At 37.8% G+C, this 16,933-nt stretch carries 9 protein-coding genes; 4 read left to right on the top strand and 5 right to left on the bottom strand.

Translation table 11 applies throughout. The features are described from left to right. Positions 1–2 precede the first annotated feature (2 nt). On the bottom strand, positions 3–1,985 hold the full coding sequence (locus KEM10_RS13395; RefSeq protein WP_212216523.1) for a tetratricopeptide repeat-containing sensor histidine kinase: 1,983 nt from the start codon (positions 1,983–1,985) through the stop codon (positions 3–5). Positions 1,986–2,196: 211 nt separating this feature from the next. Here KEM10_RS13395 and KEM10_RS13390 point away from each other — a divergent pair, with 211 nt between their 5' ends. The 3 genes from KEM10_RS13390 to KEM10_RS13380 are packed head-to-tail and all read left to right on the top strand — an operon-like array spanning position 2,197 to position 7,142. Beyond that, positions 2,197–4,200 (top strand): T9SS type A sorting domain-containing protein, encoded by a 2,004-nt coding sequence (locus KEM10_RS13390; RefSeq protein WP_212216522.1) that lies wholly within the window; start codon positions 2,197–2,199, stop codon positions 4,198–4,200. Positions 4,201–4,224: 24 nt separating this feature from the next. Further along, the gene (locus tag KEM10_RS13385) at positions 4,225–6,519 is read left to right on the top strand and encodes a tail fiber domain-containing protein (RefSeq protein WP_212216521.1); all 2,295 of its coding nucleotides are present in this window, start codon (positions 4,225–4,227) and stop codon (positions 6,517–6,519) included. 5 nt (positions 6,520–6,524) lie between these two features. Then, entirely contained in the window at positions 6,525–7,142 is a 618-nt protein-coding gene (locus KEM10_RS13380) for a hypothetical protein (RefSeq protein WP_212216520.1), read from the top strand. A gap of 54 nt (positions 7,143–7,196) precedes the next feature. On the opposite strand, the gene KEM10_RS13375 is transcribed toward KEM10_RS13380, so the two are convergent. Beyond that, on the bottom strand, positions 7,197–7,982 hold the full coding sequence (locus KEM10_RS13375) for a class I SAM-dependent methyltransferase (protein ID WP_212216519.1): 786 nt from the start codon (positions 7,980–7,982) through the stop codon (positions 7,197–7,199). Between the two features lie 457 nt (positions 7,983–8,439). Here KEM10_RS13375 and KEM10_RS13370 point away from each other — a divergent pair, with 457 nt between their 5' ends. After that, positions 8,440–9,693 (top strand): OmpP1/FadL family transporter, encoded by a 1,254-nt coding sequence (locus KEM10_RS13370; RefSeq protein WP_212216518.1) that lies wholly within the window; start codon positions 8,440–8,442, stop codon positions 9,691–9,693. A gap of 178 nt (positions 9,694–9,871) precedes the next feature. Here the strand turns inward: KEM10_RS13370 and gyrB are convergent, their stop codons facing one another. The 3 genes from gyrB to KEM10_RS13355 form a co-directional block, all read right to left on the bottom strand. Next, on the bottom strand, positions 9,872–11,836 hold the full coding sequence (gene gyrB / locus KEM10_RS13365) for a DNA topoisomerase (ATP-hydrolyzing) subunit B (protein ID WP_212216517.1): 1,965 nt from the start codon (positions 11,834–11,836) through the stop codon (positions 9,872–9,874). 186 nt (positions 11,837–12,022) lie between these two features. Next, the gene (locus KEM10_RS13360) at positions 12,023–13,780 is read right to left on the bottom strand and encodes a porin family protein (RefSeq protein ID WP_212216516.1); all 1,758 of its coding nucleotides are present in this window, start codon (positions 13,778–13,780) and stop codon (positions 12,023–12,025) included. Between the two features lie 27 nt (positions 13,781–13,807). Further along, a complete protein-coding gene (locus KEM10_RS13355) occupies positions 13,808–16,855 on the bottom strand; it encodes a tetratricopeptide repeat protein (RefSeq protein ID WP_212216515.1) in 3,048 nt (1,015 codons plus the stop codon). Positions 16,856–16,933: the final 78 nt, after the last annotated feature.

Genomic DNA, 16,933 nt, shown 5'->3' with positions numbered 1-16,933 from the left:
GCTTAGTTTAAAGGTAAATTAATATTGATTGATGTGCCGGCATCCAGTGAGGATTGAATATCGATTATGCCGCCCAGTATTTCTACACGATTGTAAATATTCTGAAGACCAATGCCCCAATTCTTCTTTTGGGCCCGATCAAACACATCAAAACCCTTACCATTATCTTCCACAATTAATGATAATTCGTTTTGATGTCGGTTTACCTGAACAAGACCTTCCGAAGCTTTGGCATGTTTAATAATATTTTTCAGTAACTCCTGCGTAATTCGGTATATAGCCAGTTTTACAGTAACATCCAAATCATCCATTCTTCCATAGGATTGAAAATCAACATTTATTTTATCTGTTTCAGAAAGCTTATTAATATGTTTAAGCAAAGCCTCGTCCAGCCCCAGTTTCAGTAATGTATCAGGCATCAGATTATGCGAAATATCCCTAACCTCATCACTTACCGAATCCAGCATTTGATTAATTCGTATCAGGTTATCACTTGTATCACTCGCTTTTTTTAGCTCACTGCTGGCCATTAATTTAATAGCCCCCAAGCTGCCATTTACTCCGTCATGCAGCTCACGTGCCAGCCTCGATCGCTCTTTCTCCTCTCCTTCCATCACAAATTTCAGTTGAGTTAATTCCTTCTCTTTCTCCAGATTGGCTATCGTTTCGTTGTATAGTTTCCGCCTTTGACGCATGTAAGCAAAAGTAAATACAACTAAGCCTGCAAGAATCACAAGCAATCCAACACTGACCAATAATAAATTACGCTGCTGCACCCTTTTTTTCTCGCTCATTGCCAAACTGGCTTTTTGTTCCAATAGTTGTTTATCTTTCTTCTCCGATTCGTATTTTTCTTCTAATTCTTTAATTTGCAGTTTTACATCTTCAGAATAGATACTATCATTCAACTCATGATATTTTTGCAAATAATCGTAAGCCTTTTCATATTTCTTATTCAAATAGTAAGATTCCTTCTTAGCCAGTAAGGCACTTTTTTGAATATACGGCAGATTCAATGTATCTGCCATTAATTGCCCCTCGTCAATAAACCGGAGACCCTTTGCTAATTCTCCCATTCGAGCATAAGTTTGCCCAACCAAAATCTTTGATATCGCAATATCTTGCCAGTCACCCCGACCTTCCTTAATTTTTAGTGCATCCAAATGTGCTTGAAGCGATTTAGAATAGTCGTTCTGGATAGCATAACACTCTGCCAGATTAGTATACATACGGGCTGCCAAAATCTGATTATCTATCTTTAATGAATAATCCAAGGCTATATTATTATAGTATAAAGCCGAATCAATTTCTCCGGTTAATTGATAGATACTTCCTAAACCATTGGCACTTGCGGCAATAAAATAACCATCATCTATTTCTTTAAAATACTGATACGAATCGTAGTAATAATTCAGTCCTTTATCGTATTCGTCTGTATACGCACATAATACACCTAAATCAAGCGATGTGGCAGCTTTATAATATTCATCACCTAACAATTCAGCTTTCTTCAAAGCTTTTAAATAATACTCAATGGCCTCTGTATATTTTCCTTCATTAGTTTTTAAACCACCAATGGCATTGAATAAAAAAAATGCATAATTATCTTCATAGACACTACCTACACAAACCTTTTCAGCCACTTGCAAAATCGAATCAGCTTTCTCTTGACTGCGTTTATCGCGTAAAATATTACCATAGGTAATAAGCGATCGTATCAGGTACTCATTGTTCTCTGTTCTTTTTGAATGGTTGATTGCTTTAAGGGCATATTGTGCTGCTGAATCAAGGTTGTATGATTCATAAGCAAATGAAACTTCCCATAATTTTTCGATGAAGAGCGAATCGTTTGTTTGCTTGGGCAATTGATTCAGAAGGCTATCAATAACTGATTTATCCTGACTTTTTATTTGATTGGCTGCAAACAAGAATAACAATATCAATAGCAACACTCGGGTGTTGGAACGAAGCAAATAATTCCTCATAGGTATACGGTTTAATGGTAAACAACATTTATGCTCATAAGTTCTGTAAATTGCTAATTCACTGAACCAAGCGCAAGATAAATTCAAAACAGAAGTATTTTCTAAGGGAATTCCCTGAATTTATTTTCAGGTTTTACATGGATGTATAGCCGTTTCTATCCTAATACTTTAGCATCAGTATTCAAACAATTATTAACTCAAATCAATCATTATGAGAAAGCTTTATTCAGGATTGCTTGCTGGCTTGCTTTTTTCCTTTAGTCTGTCGGCACAAAAAGTGGATTGGGTTCATAACATTGGCCCAACAACCATCCATGATTTCCATCCACCGGTTGACGTGTGCAACGACGAAGACGGAAACATGTACGTAGTTGGCGTATATCGCAGAGATATGAGCAACGGTGTAGACACCATTAAAATTGATAAGCCGGGTACTTCATCGGTATTTTTTGGAAAATATACCAAAGACGGTGAGCCGGTTTGGTTAAAAAAAGCCGGTTCAAACACCTACGACGACGCCACTAGTATTGGCTGTATAAACGGGCATATTTATATAGGAGCTTATTTTCAGGGCCCTACCATCGACCTATTAGACACCTCTATTACCCGATCATCGAACAAACACTATTTACTTAAACTGGACCTCGACGGTAATTACATCGACTCCCGATCTTATTCCACCCTTTATGGCATAGATAATTTTATGAAAATTGATGGCAAGCTGGCTTTTACCAAAGCCAATACTATATTCTATTTAAATGACGATCTTAGCATTGATAAATCTTTTCAATTAAAATCCACTTCTTATATTGTTATCCATTCAATGGTTAATGTGAATGACACAGCTACAATAGTGAGCGGGGCATTTGGCATCAACATAAGCTATGGTGACACCACTGTTAGTGCTTCTTACCCGGGTAATGGTAGTCCGGGTTTCATTGCCATGCTTTCTGTTGATGGAAGACTTAACTGGATAAAAACATTTGGTAGATTTCAGGACCCTTATGGTTTACAAACCTCCTACAACCCCGGATCGAGTCAATTTTATGTAGGCTTTACCTTTCGTAGCAATGTTGATTTGTTGGGTACTACAATTCCTTTCGAAACAGGCTATCCTTCTGCCATTGCTGCTGTGTCTCTGGATGGCGAATTAATAAATACTGAAACGTATTTACCAAATCAAACCGGAGGTTGTTTTATTGATGAACTGGAAGCCTACGAAACTGGGGTTTACGTTGGAGGATCCACCGTCGGAACCGGCTTTATATATCAGGGTGAAACCCGGCAACGAAGTGTGGTTAGCACGGCTTTTGTAAGCAAGTTAGACGAAGACCTAACAGCCGACTGGCATTTCCTCGGTGGACCGGAACAAGGTAGCACTAACAATATTGCCGGGCTAAGCCTTTATAACAACGATCTATATGGGGCCATCCATTGTGTTACCGGTGTTAATATAGAAATGGGATGCCCCATTAACGAAACCAACAAAGGAGCTTTGGTTTTTAAACTTCAGGATGAAGAACCAAACGGAAAGCCGGTCATTAATTTTACAAGTGGTCAGTTGGGCAAAGAATTATATGTATATGGCGAAGCGTCGGATTACGATGAATTCTATTGGGATTTCAACCACGAAGTGCAGAAAGACACCAACCAGTTTTCTTCTTCTCATATTTTTAATGAATACGGTGTAGTTGATATTTGCATGATTGCATCAAACGGATGTGGCATTACTGAATTATGCTATCCTATTGTATATAGAGACATGGTTGTTAAAGACATTCATTATGTACTAAACACAACCGGAAGTTCCTATTTTGATGATGATAACAACTCAAGTCAGTCGGTTGGGCAACTGTTTTATTCCAAATCCACCAGCGAAAACGGTGAGATAGCGGAAGGAATTCTTCACCCTTACAGCATCTCCGAAAACAACGATACCACAGCCACAGCCATTCAGGAGAATCTGTTTGCTCTGGAAATAAGTGCATATCCTAACCCGGTGATGGATAACCTCACCATTAAAACCAAAGATAATAGCGAGTTGATCGAGTATAATATAGAGCTGTACTCGGCCACTGGTCAGAAGATTTATCAGGGTACTTTAATCGAACAAACAAGCATTAACATGAGTGACCTTCCAAGTGGCACCTACTTTCTGCGCTTGATTACCGAACAGGGTTTCCATAAAAGCTACTCCATCATCAAGAACAAATAACCAAAACTGTAAATCTTAATCGTCATGAAAAAAATAGTAATCAATCTTTACAAAGCAAGATATTTGCTTCAGTTAATATTAGCTAGTTTATCTTCTACAATGTTGGCCCAGATACCAGAAACCATCAGTTATCAGGCCATTATCAGCGACAATCAAAACCAAATAATAGCCAATTCAGAAGTGGGAATCCGCTTAAGCATAATAGCCGGATCGCCCAGTGGCGAAGAACTGTATTACGAAGAATCTGTTGTGACCACCAACGAAAACGGATTGGTCACCCTGCACTTTGGTAGCGATCACTTGTCAGCCTATGTAGATTGGGCCGAATCACAATTATTCATCCGTATTGATGTTGATCCGGAAGGTGGCTCCAACTACCAAATTACTTCGGTGAACCAACTATTAACGGTACCCTACGCCTTCAGGGCACAAACAGCCGAAGATGTGGACGATGATGATGCTGATCCTGAAAACGAATTACAGACATTAAGCTACAGCAATAATCAACTTTCTATCTCAGATGGAAATACAGTTACTATTCAATCGACCATGAATGACTCCACCTTATCACAAAACTACTGGAGTACATCAGGAAATAGCGACCTCGATCCGGAAGAAGGTGCGATGATTGGCACAACCGACTCGGTTGCAGTAAGCTTTATGACAAATGGTGAAAAAAGAATTGAGATTACACCGAATGGTGGCCTCTACTTTTTAAATCCGAAACTAAATACCTTTTTGGGAGTTTGGGCCGGCTTAAATACCGATACCACTTCTACTCGAAACATCTACATTGGTCATTATGCCGGAACCAATAATTTATCGGGTGAGAACAATATTGGCATCGGAGTTCAGGCCTTGTTTGCCAATAATGAAGGAATAGGAAACACAGCCATTGGTAACCTTGCTCTAGGGTATCATCGAGAAGGGAATTATAATACAGCAATGGGTACTGGTGCTTTAGGGTTTGGTGAAACAGGAGAAGGCAACACTGCTATGGGAGCTGGTGCACTGGGGCAAAACGCAGATGGATCTTATAATACTTCTATGGGATATCTGGCCTTACAATCCAATATTGGTGATAATAATACCGCCATTGGAAACGAAGCCTTACGCAAAAATACCGACGGTGAATCCAACACTATAATAGGAGCATTGTCTGGAGTTAGCAATACCACTGGAAGTCGTAATTCCTCCATGGGTATTAGCAGTATGGCTGGCAATAAAACCGGTAATGATAATGTGGCCATTGGGTATGCTGCCTTATTCAATAATACCGACCGTAGCAATATTGTAGCCATAGGCGATCATGCATTGTTTAACAACGGAATGAACAGCACATCGGAGAACGATGCCACGGCCAATACCGCGGTCGGCTCCAAAGCTCTTTACAACAACACCAGCGGGTATGCCAATACAGCTCTTGGTTCCAACACGCTTGAAACAAATGAAATTGGAATACAGAATGTGGCCATTGGAGATTCGGTTCTTTACTACAATGGCAATGGTGCTTCTAATACCACCTCATCATCTAAAAATGTAGCCATCGGTAGCCGTACAATGGTAAATAACACAGTTGGTCGCTCTAATACAGCTGTTGGACAGTCGGCTCTTTGGGCCAATACTAATGGAAATATGAACACTGCTACAGGTAACCGATCTATGCTTCACAATACAGGTGGACACTACAACGTGGCAATGGGAGAACGATCGTTGCAATACAATCAAACTGGCGATTACAATGTGGCTGTTGGCTACAATGCCGGACCATCCTCTGTAAATACCGATCTGCGTAACACAATAAGTTTGGGCTATAGTGCACAAGCCACCGCCGATAACAGCGTTCGCATTGGTAACAATAGTATTAATCAGATAGGTGGAGCCGTTGCCTGGTCGAATCTGTCAGACGGACGGTTTAAAACCAATGTACAGGAAAATGTTCCCGGACTGGATTTCATTCTGCGTCTTCGTCCGGTTACTTATACCTGGAACCTTAGCAAACTAAATCAATTCCAAGGCAATACTGTGGATGATTTCAACACAAGTAAATCACAAAAGATCTATACCGGATTTATTGCTCAGGAAGTGGAACAAGCCGCTCTAAACAGTTCATTCGACTTTAGTGGTGTGGTACAACCTACCAATCAGCAATCGCTATATAATTTGTCGTATGCCGAGTTTGTGGTACCTCTGGTAAAATCCGTTCAGGAACAAAACCAAGTCATTGATGAGCTACAGAATAGCAACCAAAATTTAACTAAAATATTGGAAGCATTGCAATTAGAAATCACTCAAATCAAAAACTCCATTAAAAAATAAAAATCATGAAAAATATTACTTTATCAATCGTATTATTAGCTTGCTCTGCACTTTTGAGTGCTCAATCTCCCCACGTATTCTCCTATCAATCGGTTATTCGCGATTCTGACAATAATCTGGTGACCAATACTCAAATTGGTGTATTAATAAGTATTATTAGAAATGCACCAACTGGTGAAGTGGTGTTTACTCAGGAAATGTCTGCCGAAACCAACGAGCATGGCCTTCTTACTTTGCATATTGGCGAAGGTTCTAACATAGATCAATTATCTGATATTAATTGGGGAGCTGGCACTTACTATTTAAAGGCAGATATGGATCTAACCGGAGGACGAAACCACACCATTACAGTAATTAATCAGATGCTGAGCGTACCTTATGCTTTGTATGCACTGAAGGCCGGTTCGATTGATAATTCGGATCCTGACCCACAAAACGAAATACAAGAATTATCTATTGATGGAAATGTTTTGTCGTTAAGTGGATCCGGTTCAGTAACATTACCTTATGAAACCCTGGCAAAACAAGTGAGTAACCAAATTGGCTTGCTTAAAGATAGAATTGAGGAGCTGAAAGCAGCTGTAGAAACCCTTCAACAACAACTCGAAGGCTATACACGATAGCCTTCTCACCTATTGTTTTGTTGTGTTTGAGGCCCGACAATCGTCGGGTCTCTTTTATTTACTTGCCAATATTGAGTACAACATAGGCAGTTTTCCTTCCAGTCCTTTAATCTGATATTTTCCTTTGTCAGTTTCAACCGTATTCTGAAAACAATCGTAAGGCGAATAATCATATTCCTGAACATCGGCAATGCTTAATCCTGTTTTGATTAATGCATTCATTACCTCACCCAGTCCGTGATTCCAGCTAACCGATTGTTCTTTGATATCTGCATTGTTATTGGTGTAAGTTCCTTCCAACTCTTCAACAATGGGTTCTGATTTCAGGTAATTAAATTCTACTTTAGTAAAGTCGTAACTAAACATCCAAATCACCGGATGAAACTCTACAATCAGAAATTGTCCACCAGGCTTTAAAAAGCGATTAATTAACTGCGCCCATCGATCCATATCGGGCAACCAGCCTATGGTGCCGTACGAGGTAAATACAATATCAAACTGCTCATCCAACACTTCGGGCAATTGGTAAATATCACTTTGAATAAATGTAGCATCTGCTCCCACTTCATCATTCAACTGTTGTGCCTTTTCAATGGCTTTATCCGACAAATCCACTCCCGTTGCTTTGGCTCCCAGTCGGGCAAACGATATAGTATCTTGTCCAAAATGACATTGAAGATGCAGTATCTTCTTCCCTTCTACATCACCCAACAATTGCAGTTCTATGGGATTCAATGAGTTTTTTCCTTTCTTAAACGATTCTACGTCATAAAAATCAGATTCGTAATGAATCTCAGTCTTTTTATTCCATAGATTTTTATTGATTTCGATATAATTCATTTTCATACTGATTAGTCCTGATTCCTTAAAAAGGATAATAATTAAAGTATTTAAACTTACTCAATCCAACGCAATGTTAAAAATATAAAGTAAACTGAATGCTTATAACTCCATAAGCTTCAATTGAGCCGACAAAACAGAGCCTTTTAACCAAGTAAAATACAACAAGCTATATCGTCATAGAATAACATTTTATTTACTAATAATTATCTAAATCATAATACCTCAACTTAATACATCTCACTAGTTATTTACCAGTAAGTTATGAACCTGTATATACTTATATTCACTAGTATATTCAATTTTTAAAATTCATAATACAACACATTATATTTTTATTTTCAAATAGATAAGTTCCATTCTTTTGTAACCTTTTTTAGCCATTAATGTAAACAGTGGATAATTACTGTAAATACTTATTATTTGCACAATTTTATTTGTAACCAAACTTATCATTATGAAAAAATTCAGCTTATTGTTATTATCTCTGTTATTTATATGTCCGTTTATAGTTAATGCTACCGATGGTTATTTCATGCTTGGATTCGGTACGCGAAGCAAAGGAATGGGTGGCACTGGCGTAGCTTACTACCAAAACTCTATTATAGGAGGAAACCCTGCCGGTAATTCATTTTTAGGAACTCAATACAGCCTGGCTCTGGACTTTTTTTTACCTGATCGACGCTATAACGTAACCGGAACTCCCAGCGGTGTTGATGGTACTATGCCACTGGCAACGGGAGAAGTGATAAGCGACACAAAAATCCTATTTATTCCTTCGTTTGGGGCTAACTGGGCTATTAACGAAAAAAGTGCTTTTGGTATTTCATTTTATGGTAGCGGACTTAACACCAACTACCCGGCACAAACATTCTACGACGAATCCGTTGACAACACAGGCATCAATATTTTGCAAGTATTTGCTAATCCAACCTATTCGTTAAAGCTTGGCGAAAAACATTCCATTGGTGCTTCAGCTATACTAGCCTATCAGCAGTTTAAAGCCGAAGGATTATCATTGTTTGGAATGCTGGGACTATCTTCCAACCCAGATAAACTAACGAACAACGATAACGACTCTAATTTTGGTCTGGGATTTAAATTGGGTTATATGGGCGAAATAATGGAAGGGCTTACTATTGGTGCCAGCTATCAATCCAGAGTAAATGCAAGCGAATTTACAGAATATGCAGGACTATTTGCTGAAGGAGGATCATTTGATATTCCAGCTAACTGGACAGCTGGGCTAAACTATGCCTTCTCGGACAAATTGCGGGTTCTTTTTGATGTACAGCAAATCTATTACAGCAAGGTTAAATCGGTAGCCAATCCTTTGAGCAAATTATTTGAAGAAGGACATTTACTAGGTTCGGATGAGGGTCCCGGATTCGGATGGGATGATATGACTATTTTTAAACTGGGATCGGAGTTTACTGCTTCTGAATCATTACAACTGAGAGCCGGTTTTGCACACGGCAAACAACCGGTCAAAGAAAGTGAAGTTTTATTTAACATTTTTGCTCCAGCTGTTATTGAAAATCATTTAACCCTTGGATTTACCCAAAACATTGGCTCAAACGGTAAAAGCATAGATTTTGCTTTTGTTCATGCTTTTAATAATTCAGTCACCGGCCCCAATCCTTTAGATCCGGCACAAAATATAGAATTATCAATGAAGCAATTTGAATTTGAAATTGCCTTTACATTTTAATATTAAAGATCCCCTATTAATAAGTCTTCCCCAACTATAATCAAACAGACTTATTAAAACTCCAAAACTAACCTTTTTAACACCTCATCAGCCTTGATGGGGTGTTTTCTTTTTACACAAAAAAGAGGTTGTCAATAACTTGACAACCTCTTTTTATATGAATTAATTATCTTAAGCCTTACGCATCAATATTAGCGTAAGTAGCGTTTTCTTCAATAAACTGTTTACGTGGTGGAACTTCATCCCCCATCAACATTGAGAATACTCTGTCTGCCTCAGCACTACTTTCGATAGTTACCTGACGAAGGGTACGCATTTCTGGATTCATCGTTGTTTCCCACAATTGCTCAGCATTCATCTCTCCCAAACCTTTGTATCGTTGAATGTGAACGCTATCTTCTTTTCCTCCGCCATATTGTTCAACAAATTCCATACGTTGCTTTTCATTCCAGCAATAAGCTTCGTTCTTACCTTTTTTACAAAGGTACAACGGAGGAGTTGCAATATATAAGTAGCCATTTTTAATAAGGTCTCTCATATAACGGAAGAAAAATGTCATAATAAGGGTAGCGATATGACTACCATCCACGTCGGCATCACACATGATGACTATCTTGTGATAACGTAATTTCTCAACATTAAGCGCTTTACTATCTTCCTCGGTACCAACTGTCACCCCTAAAGCTGTGAATATATTTTTGATTTCTTCACTTTCAAAAACCTTGTGTTGAAGCGCTTTTTCTACGTTTAAGATTTTACCTCGTAAAGGTAATATGGCCTGAAATTTACGATCACGTCCTTGTTTGGCAGTACCACCCGCCGAATCTCCCTCGACAAGAAAAACCTCACAGTTAACAGGATCTTTATCAGAGCAGTCAGCCAATTTACCTGGTAGTCCACCACCACTCAACACACTCTTACGTTGCACTAACTCACGTGCCTTACGCGCTGCATGACGAGCCTGAGCTGCCAAAATAACCTTGCTAACAATATCTTTAGCTGCTTTAGGATTCTCTTCCAGGTAATTAGTTAACATACTACTTACGGCCTGATCAACCGACAAGCTTACCTCACCGTTACCTAATTTGGTTTTAGTCTGACCTTCAAACTGAGGCTCAGCAACTTTTACTGAAACAACAGCTGTTAAACCTTCGCGGAAGTCATCACCATTAATATCAAACTTCAGCTTACTCAACATTCCTGATTTGTCAGCAAAAGTTTTTAAAGTACGTGTTAAACCACGACGGAAACCAGTTAAGTGCGTTCCTCCTTCGATGGTATTAATGTTGTTAACGTACGAATAAATGTTTTCGCTAAACGAAGTATTGTATAATATAGCAATCTCTACCGGAATATCATTCTTTTCAGTAGTGATATGAATTGGCTGGTCGATTAGTTTTTCGCGGGTTTCATCAATGAACTCCACAAACTCTTCTAATCCTCTTTCTGAAAAGAATAATTCAACCTTATTATTGCCTTCTTCATCTACCTCACGATGATCAATTAAATTAATTTTAATACCGCTATTCAAAAAGGCTAACTCGCGCAAACGATTGGCTAAAATTGAATATTTGTATTCGGTGGTATTAAAAATTGAGTCATCTGGCTTAAAAGTTACCTTTGTACCCGTTTTATCGGTTGTTCCAATCTCGGTAATTTCAGTAACTGGCTTACCAATTGAATACTCCTGAGTATACATTTTACCATCTCTATGCACTTCTGCCTTCAACATGGTTGACAATGCATTCACACAGGATACACCTACACCGTGCAAACCACCCGATACTTTATAAGAGTCTTTATCGAATTTACCACCGGCGTGTAACACAGTCATCACAACTTCCAGAGCCGACTTACCCTCTTTTTCGTGATAATCAACCGGAATACCTCTACCGTTATCTGTTACAGCAATAGAGTTGTCTTCTAATATTTCAACTGTAATTTCATCGCAATGTCCGGCAAGAGCTTCATCAATAGAGTTATCTACCACCTCATAAACCAAATGGTGCAGCCCTTTTTCACCTACATCACCGATATACATCGCAGGTCGCTTTCGTACCGCTTCTAACCCTTCAAGAACCGTAATACTATTGGCACTATAATCGCCCTGCTTATTTACATTTTCATTAACTTCTTCACTCATCTTAAAATACTTTTGAAAAGCGTAAAAAAACCGGATTACCCGGTTGAAATATCCTCCATAAAGAAAGACTTACAAATATAGCAAAAATCAGCATTTTCAGCCTGTAAAAATCAGCTTTTTTTACACCCTATAAACACCCAAAATACAAGGCTTTACACAACCCCTTAACATCAAAAGTTTTAGGAATTAAAAGGAATAAATAATTCCGGCCTGAACATTAAAACGTTGCGATGGATAACCATTCCATTTATAATATTTTGAAGCAGCAATATTATTCATATTTGCCCAAAATGTCCATTGACGACTAAAGCGGTATTCACCTCCCAGATTCATATCAAAAACACCCTTTAGTGATTTCTGAAAACCATCCGCATAAAAATCATAGGCTTTTCGCTCCCCCAGATATCCAATGCTACCATTCACCGAAATATATTCATTAAAGTCCCACGAACCTTTCAGTCCCAATTCAACCTCCGGCTTATGCCACGCAGCTTCTTGAGTATCCAAATTCCAGCCATAATAAGCACCATGAAGCAACAATTCAATCTGTTTCTTAGGTCGGAATAATAATTCACCTTTAACCTTTAACAGATTACCATCATCATACACTGGCATAAACAAATTAGAGTAATGATAATTAAATGGCAGACTGCTTATTTCGGGTTGATCTGCATAATATTGATTCACGAAAAAATGTTCATCATTAAAAAAGCCATACTCCAGACCTACAGAAAAAGAAGTAGAAGAACTAAAGTTACCTTCAATACCGGCAATTAAATTCAATCCATAAATAGATGATTTAACATTGGCATCTGGCGAGACAAAAGGATTTTCGTATATAGTAGAACGATAATCGTTTACATCCATATTACCATTTAATCCTCCGTACATTGCCACAATACCTTCCACTACGGTTAATCGGGCCAAAATATCTGGTGCAACAAAAAACTGATCTCCCTCAGAGTCTATTGAACCTCCGATAATCATTCCTACTTTCAAATCAAGATTGTCGAAAACAAAGTTAATTGATGGATTAGCCTCAATGTAAGTTAAGTTTCTTTCTGCAAAACCAAACATAGGACCTATCGAATCCGGAACACTTGTTTTATAACTTTCAATATTAGCATTCAATGCAAATCGCAAATCATTTATTGGGTGTTTTATTCCACCTGACAGTTTAAAACCATTTTGATTTACTCCGGTTACATTGCCAAATGTTGAAAAACCAAAATTGGCATGATACGCAGTTTTCCTATCATCCGCCTCATTATTCTGAAAACCCAAAAGCAAATCAAAAGCAGACAAGCGCTGTCTTTCATCCTGCATCAACTCACTTCCCGAAATAGCATCAATGGAGCCTGGTAAAAAATAATCAGTTTCATTGTCTAATGTCTGATATCCATAATACCTATATATATTGTGCTGAAAATTCAAATCAACACTAAAGGTTTTATCATCGAAAAAATGCTTGAAACCCAGATTTGCATAGGTATCGTTCATAGGTGCATCAACCGTTTCACCGTCTTCCAACTTAAGATTACCAAACGAGGATGTATGTCCGATATTCAAGCCTAAAAGAAAAGGCTCTGATTCAAGAATATTGTAACCCAATTCGCCTAAAATTGTGTTGTAATTCCCTATACCCCCTTTAATGTACGATTTCATTAAATACTCGTGATGCTTTGTTTGAATCTTAGCCGGAGTAATCATTGTAGGTTGATAGTCGGTATTTACAGAAGTACTGATAATACGATAATTGAAACTAGGGCGAAGAGTTACAGAGTCATTCACTTCAGGCATTTGATTTACCTTAAAAGCATCTGAAACCGTTGGTGTATACTCACGAACCACCTTTACATCTTTATTAATTTCTTCCTGCGCCTTTAAATTAGCAGAAATAACAACCAGACTAACTAAAAGTAACTTGATATATTTTGTTTGCATCAATTTCATTTTATTCGTTTTCAGAATCTATTCAACAACAGATATTGTATCGGCAACATTCTCAGCTTCAGCTTTAGGCTGCCACGCATTTAAATATTTATCTGCCCTTGAATGAATGTCATCATCTCCCTGGTAATTCTCTTTAATACTCTGTAAATACTGTATTGCCTGAAAATCTTCATTCCGGTCGTGATAGATTTCAGCTAATAAGATAAAGCTTCGTGCCAACCAATATTGATGTGGAGTACCCTTATCTATATAATCAAATATTTCTTTCTCCGAGCGGTCTTTCTCTCCCTGATTGTAATAATATTGAGCTACCCAATACTTTGCTTCTGCCCCTTCGCTACTTTTTGTGTTACCAGCCAATTTTGAATAACTCTTAAAAGCCTGTTCCTTATTATTTAACTGGTCGTAACTTTTGGCCATATAATAAGTTGCTTCCCTCTTTATTTCATCCGCTATTTTTGATCCATCCAAAACTTTTTGCGCTGCTTTGATACATTCTTCCGGTTGATCGAGTTTTACCAACGAACGCATCATACCAATTTTGGCTTCAATACGATTTTCACCAATCTCAGCTTCCTGTTCTAGACGCACAAAGGCATTGTAGGCTTTTCGATAGGCTTTTTGTTGGTAATTTAATTCACCCATTCGCAACAACGACTCTTCTGTAAACAAACTACGTCCTTTACTGGCAACATACTCATATGAACTTAAGGCATCACTTAAATCTCCACTCCTATATTGACAATCGGCCTTGTAAAAATGAGCATTCAACACAAATTTACCTTCAGGGAAAGTAGTCAGATAACTCTGAAAATGCTTAATTGCAGGTTCACATTCATTCTTCATATAAAAGCGCTCAGCAGTAACAAAGGTTAATGAATCCTGCTCTCGAATATCTATACGGGCAAAACCGCCTAAATTTTCTGTATATCTCACATATCCATCCAGGTTATTCTGATCCATGTATATATTCCGGATACCGAGTAATGCATCTTCTGCTTCCGGCGTACCAGGATATTCATTTACAACACGCTTATAAAAAGCCATGGAGTTATCCAGATCATTGTCATTATAATAAACCAACCCTAACTGAAGCATAGCCTTTTTAGCCAAACTACCTTTCGGGTACTTTTCTTTGATGGTTTTATAATTGTAAATAGCCTCATTTAGGTTACCCATAGCCACATACGAACGCCCCATTTCATACAATGCATCATCAACAAAAGGTGATTGAGGATAACGATTAGTTAAATCTTTTAATACCGCTATTTTCTGTTGATTATCTTTTGCTAGTCCCAGGCAAAAACCCTTTTGAAAAAGAGAATAATCAGGCGATCCTTCCGGAACTTTTGATGCCTTTGTATACATTGCAATAGCCTGTAAAAAATTACGATCCACATAGTAGCAATCACCAGAGCGATTTAAAGCATCGCCATACATCACACGATTTTTACCGTTGGTAATATTTATATATTTTCTAAACCATGTATTCGCCTCATTGTATTCTTTCTGTTTGAAATAGGAATAGGCGATATTGTAATGAGCTATCGGAAATTCGTTGGTTTGATAGGAACCCGGCATGTAAATAAACTCGCGATAATCCTTAATTGCTTTAGCAAAGTTATTGGTTCTGTAGTAGGCTTCTCCTCTCCAATAATAGGCTCCAACTTTAAGCTTTTTATTGTATTCGCCATACTTAAGGCTATAATCGAAAAATTCAATGGCCTCAGTAAAGTTCAAATCAGTAAACAACTCCAATCCTCTGAAATAAGCCACACGCTGCAAGGCACGATACACATCATCGTTTTTACGCTGAATCTTTTCCATCGACTTCAAGGCTTCGCTATAGTTTTTTGTAGTCAAAAAAGCCTGTCCCAAATATTGATAGGCTTGATCCACTTTATCACTCTCGGGAAACAACTCAATATAAGTCAAAAACGAATTGATGATTTCATTAAATGGCGAAAACGAAAGTTCGTAATTAAGCTTGATATAATTAAAGAGGGCATCTTCCTGAATTTCTTTGTCAAACTCATATTTTGAAGCAGCTTCAAAAGCTACACGGGCACGTTTCTTATCCTCAAGCTTAAGATAACAGTCTCCTAAATGATAATAGGCGTTTTGCGACATAATATCTTCAGCCGATGTAACCTGTGACAATGCTTCTGTAGCCTTTTCATAATCCTTGTTATAATATTGGCAAAAGCCTAAATGATAAAAATCTTCTCTTCGTGGTTGTGATGCTAAATCATTCGCTTTAATATAATACGGAATAGCTTTAGAATACTCTTTTTTACCGTAGTACGAATCCGCAATAATACGATTCATATCAGCCTGTCGTTCCTTATTACCTTCATTCACCATTGGCAATGCATAATCAATGGCGCTATCAAAATCATCCTGCAAATAATATATCTGAGCTATATAAAAAGGAACCACCTTTTTGAAACCCTTATCATTTTCCAGTTTCTTAAATCCATCTAATGCCGTTTGGTAGTTTCCTTTCTCGTACTGAATATGGCTATAATAATACTGCACCGAAGTGTAATACTTATTATTCTGGCCTTTTATCTTATTAAAGTAAACTAAAGCTTCCTCATACTTTTGTTGTTTAAACAAAGCATAACCGGCTGAAAAATTATAGTCCACACGGGTTTTCTTATCCAAACCATTTGCATCAACCTTTTCATACCACCGCGATGCCTGGCGAAACTTATTCTTATCTTTATAATAATCACCCATATGCATATTAGCATAAGGTAGTCGGTTGCTATAGGAATACTCTTTTATAAACTCTTCCCAGAGATATTGCATATCTCCATTATCCAGTTTTTGTGAACATACCCTTTGCAAGTAAGCTGCTTCGGCTACTCTGGCCGACATGTTATTTTGATTAGCCTCAACATATTCGTTAAATTGCAAACGTGCTAATCCATACTTCTGATGTTTGTATAATTCAATGCCCTTCTCATAAGCCTCTTCAACCGATTGATATTTTAACGATTTTTGAGCGAAGCTTACCTGAAGCATTCCTATAAATAGTAGAAAGAAGATATTTCTAATCATGCGCCTTAGGCTTAAGAAAATTATGATCGATTAATTACTATAACGCAGAAATAAGGCAATTAGTCTGTAAAACCTCAT

Source organism: Carboxylicivirga linearis, assembly GCF_018271995.1.
Classification (GTDB): domain Bacteria; phylum Bacteroidota; class Bacteroidia; order Bacteroidales; family Marinilabiliaceae; genus Carboxylicivirga; species Carboxylicivirga linearis.
Note: the sequence above shows the minus strand (reverse complement) of the source record. Positions and strands in the feature narration are given on the sequence as shown.

Bases quoted from the DNA above. Each gene is read 5' to 3' on its own strand.
- KEM10_RS13395 (WP_212216523.1), bottom strand. From the start codon at position 1,985: ATGAGGAATTATTTGCTTCGTTCCAACACCCGAGTGTTGCTATTGATA.
- gyrB (WP_212216517.1), bottom strand. From the start codon at position 11,836: ATGAGTGAAGAAGTTAATGAAAATGTAAATAAGCAGGGCGATTATAGT.
- KEM10_RS13360 (WP_212216516.1), bottom strand. From the start codon at position 13,780: ATGCAAACAAAATATATCAAGTTACTTTTAGTTAGTCTGGTTGTTATT.
- KEM10_RS13355 (WP_212216515.1), bottom strand. From the start codon at position 16,855: ATGATTAGAAATATCTTCTTTCTACTATTTATAGGAATGCTTCAGGTA.
- KEM10_RS13375 (WP_212216519.1), bottom strand. From the start codon at position 7,982: ATGAATTATATCGAAATCAATAAAAATCTATGGAATAAAAAGACTGAG.
- KEM10_RS13380 (WP_212216520.1), top strand. From the start codon at position 6,525: ATGAAAAATATTACTTTATCAATCGTATTATTAGCTTGCTCTGCACTT.
- KEM10_RS13370 (WP_212216518.1), top strand. From the start codon at position 8,440: ATGAAAAAATTCAGCTTATTGTTATTATCTCTGTTATTTATATGTCCG.
- KEM10_RS13390 (WP_212216522.1), top strand. From the start codon at position 2,197: ATGAGAAAGCTTTATTCAGGATTGCTTGCTGGCTTGCTTTTTTCCTTT.
- KEM10_RS13385 (WP_212216521.1), top strand. From the start codon at position 4,225: ATGAAAAAAATAGTAATCAATCTTTACAAAGCAAGATATTTGCTTCAG.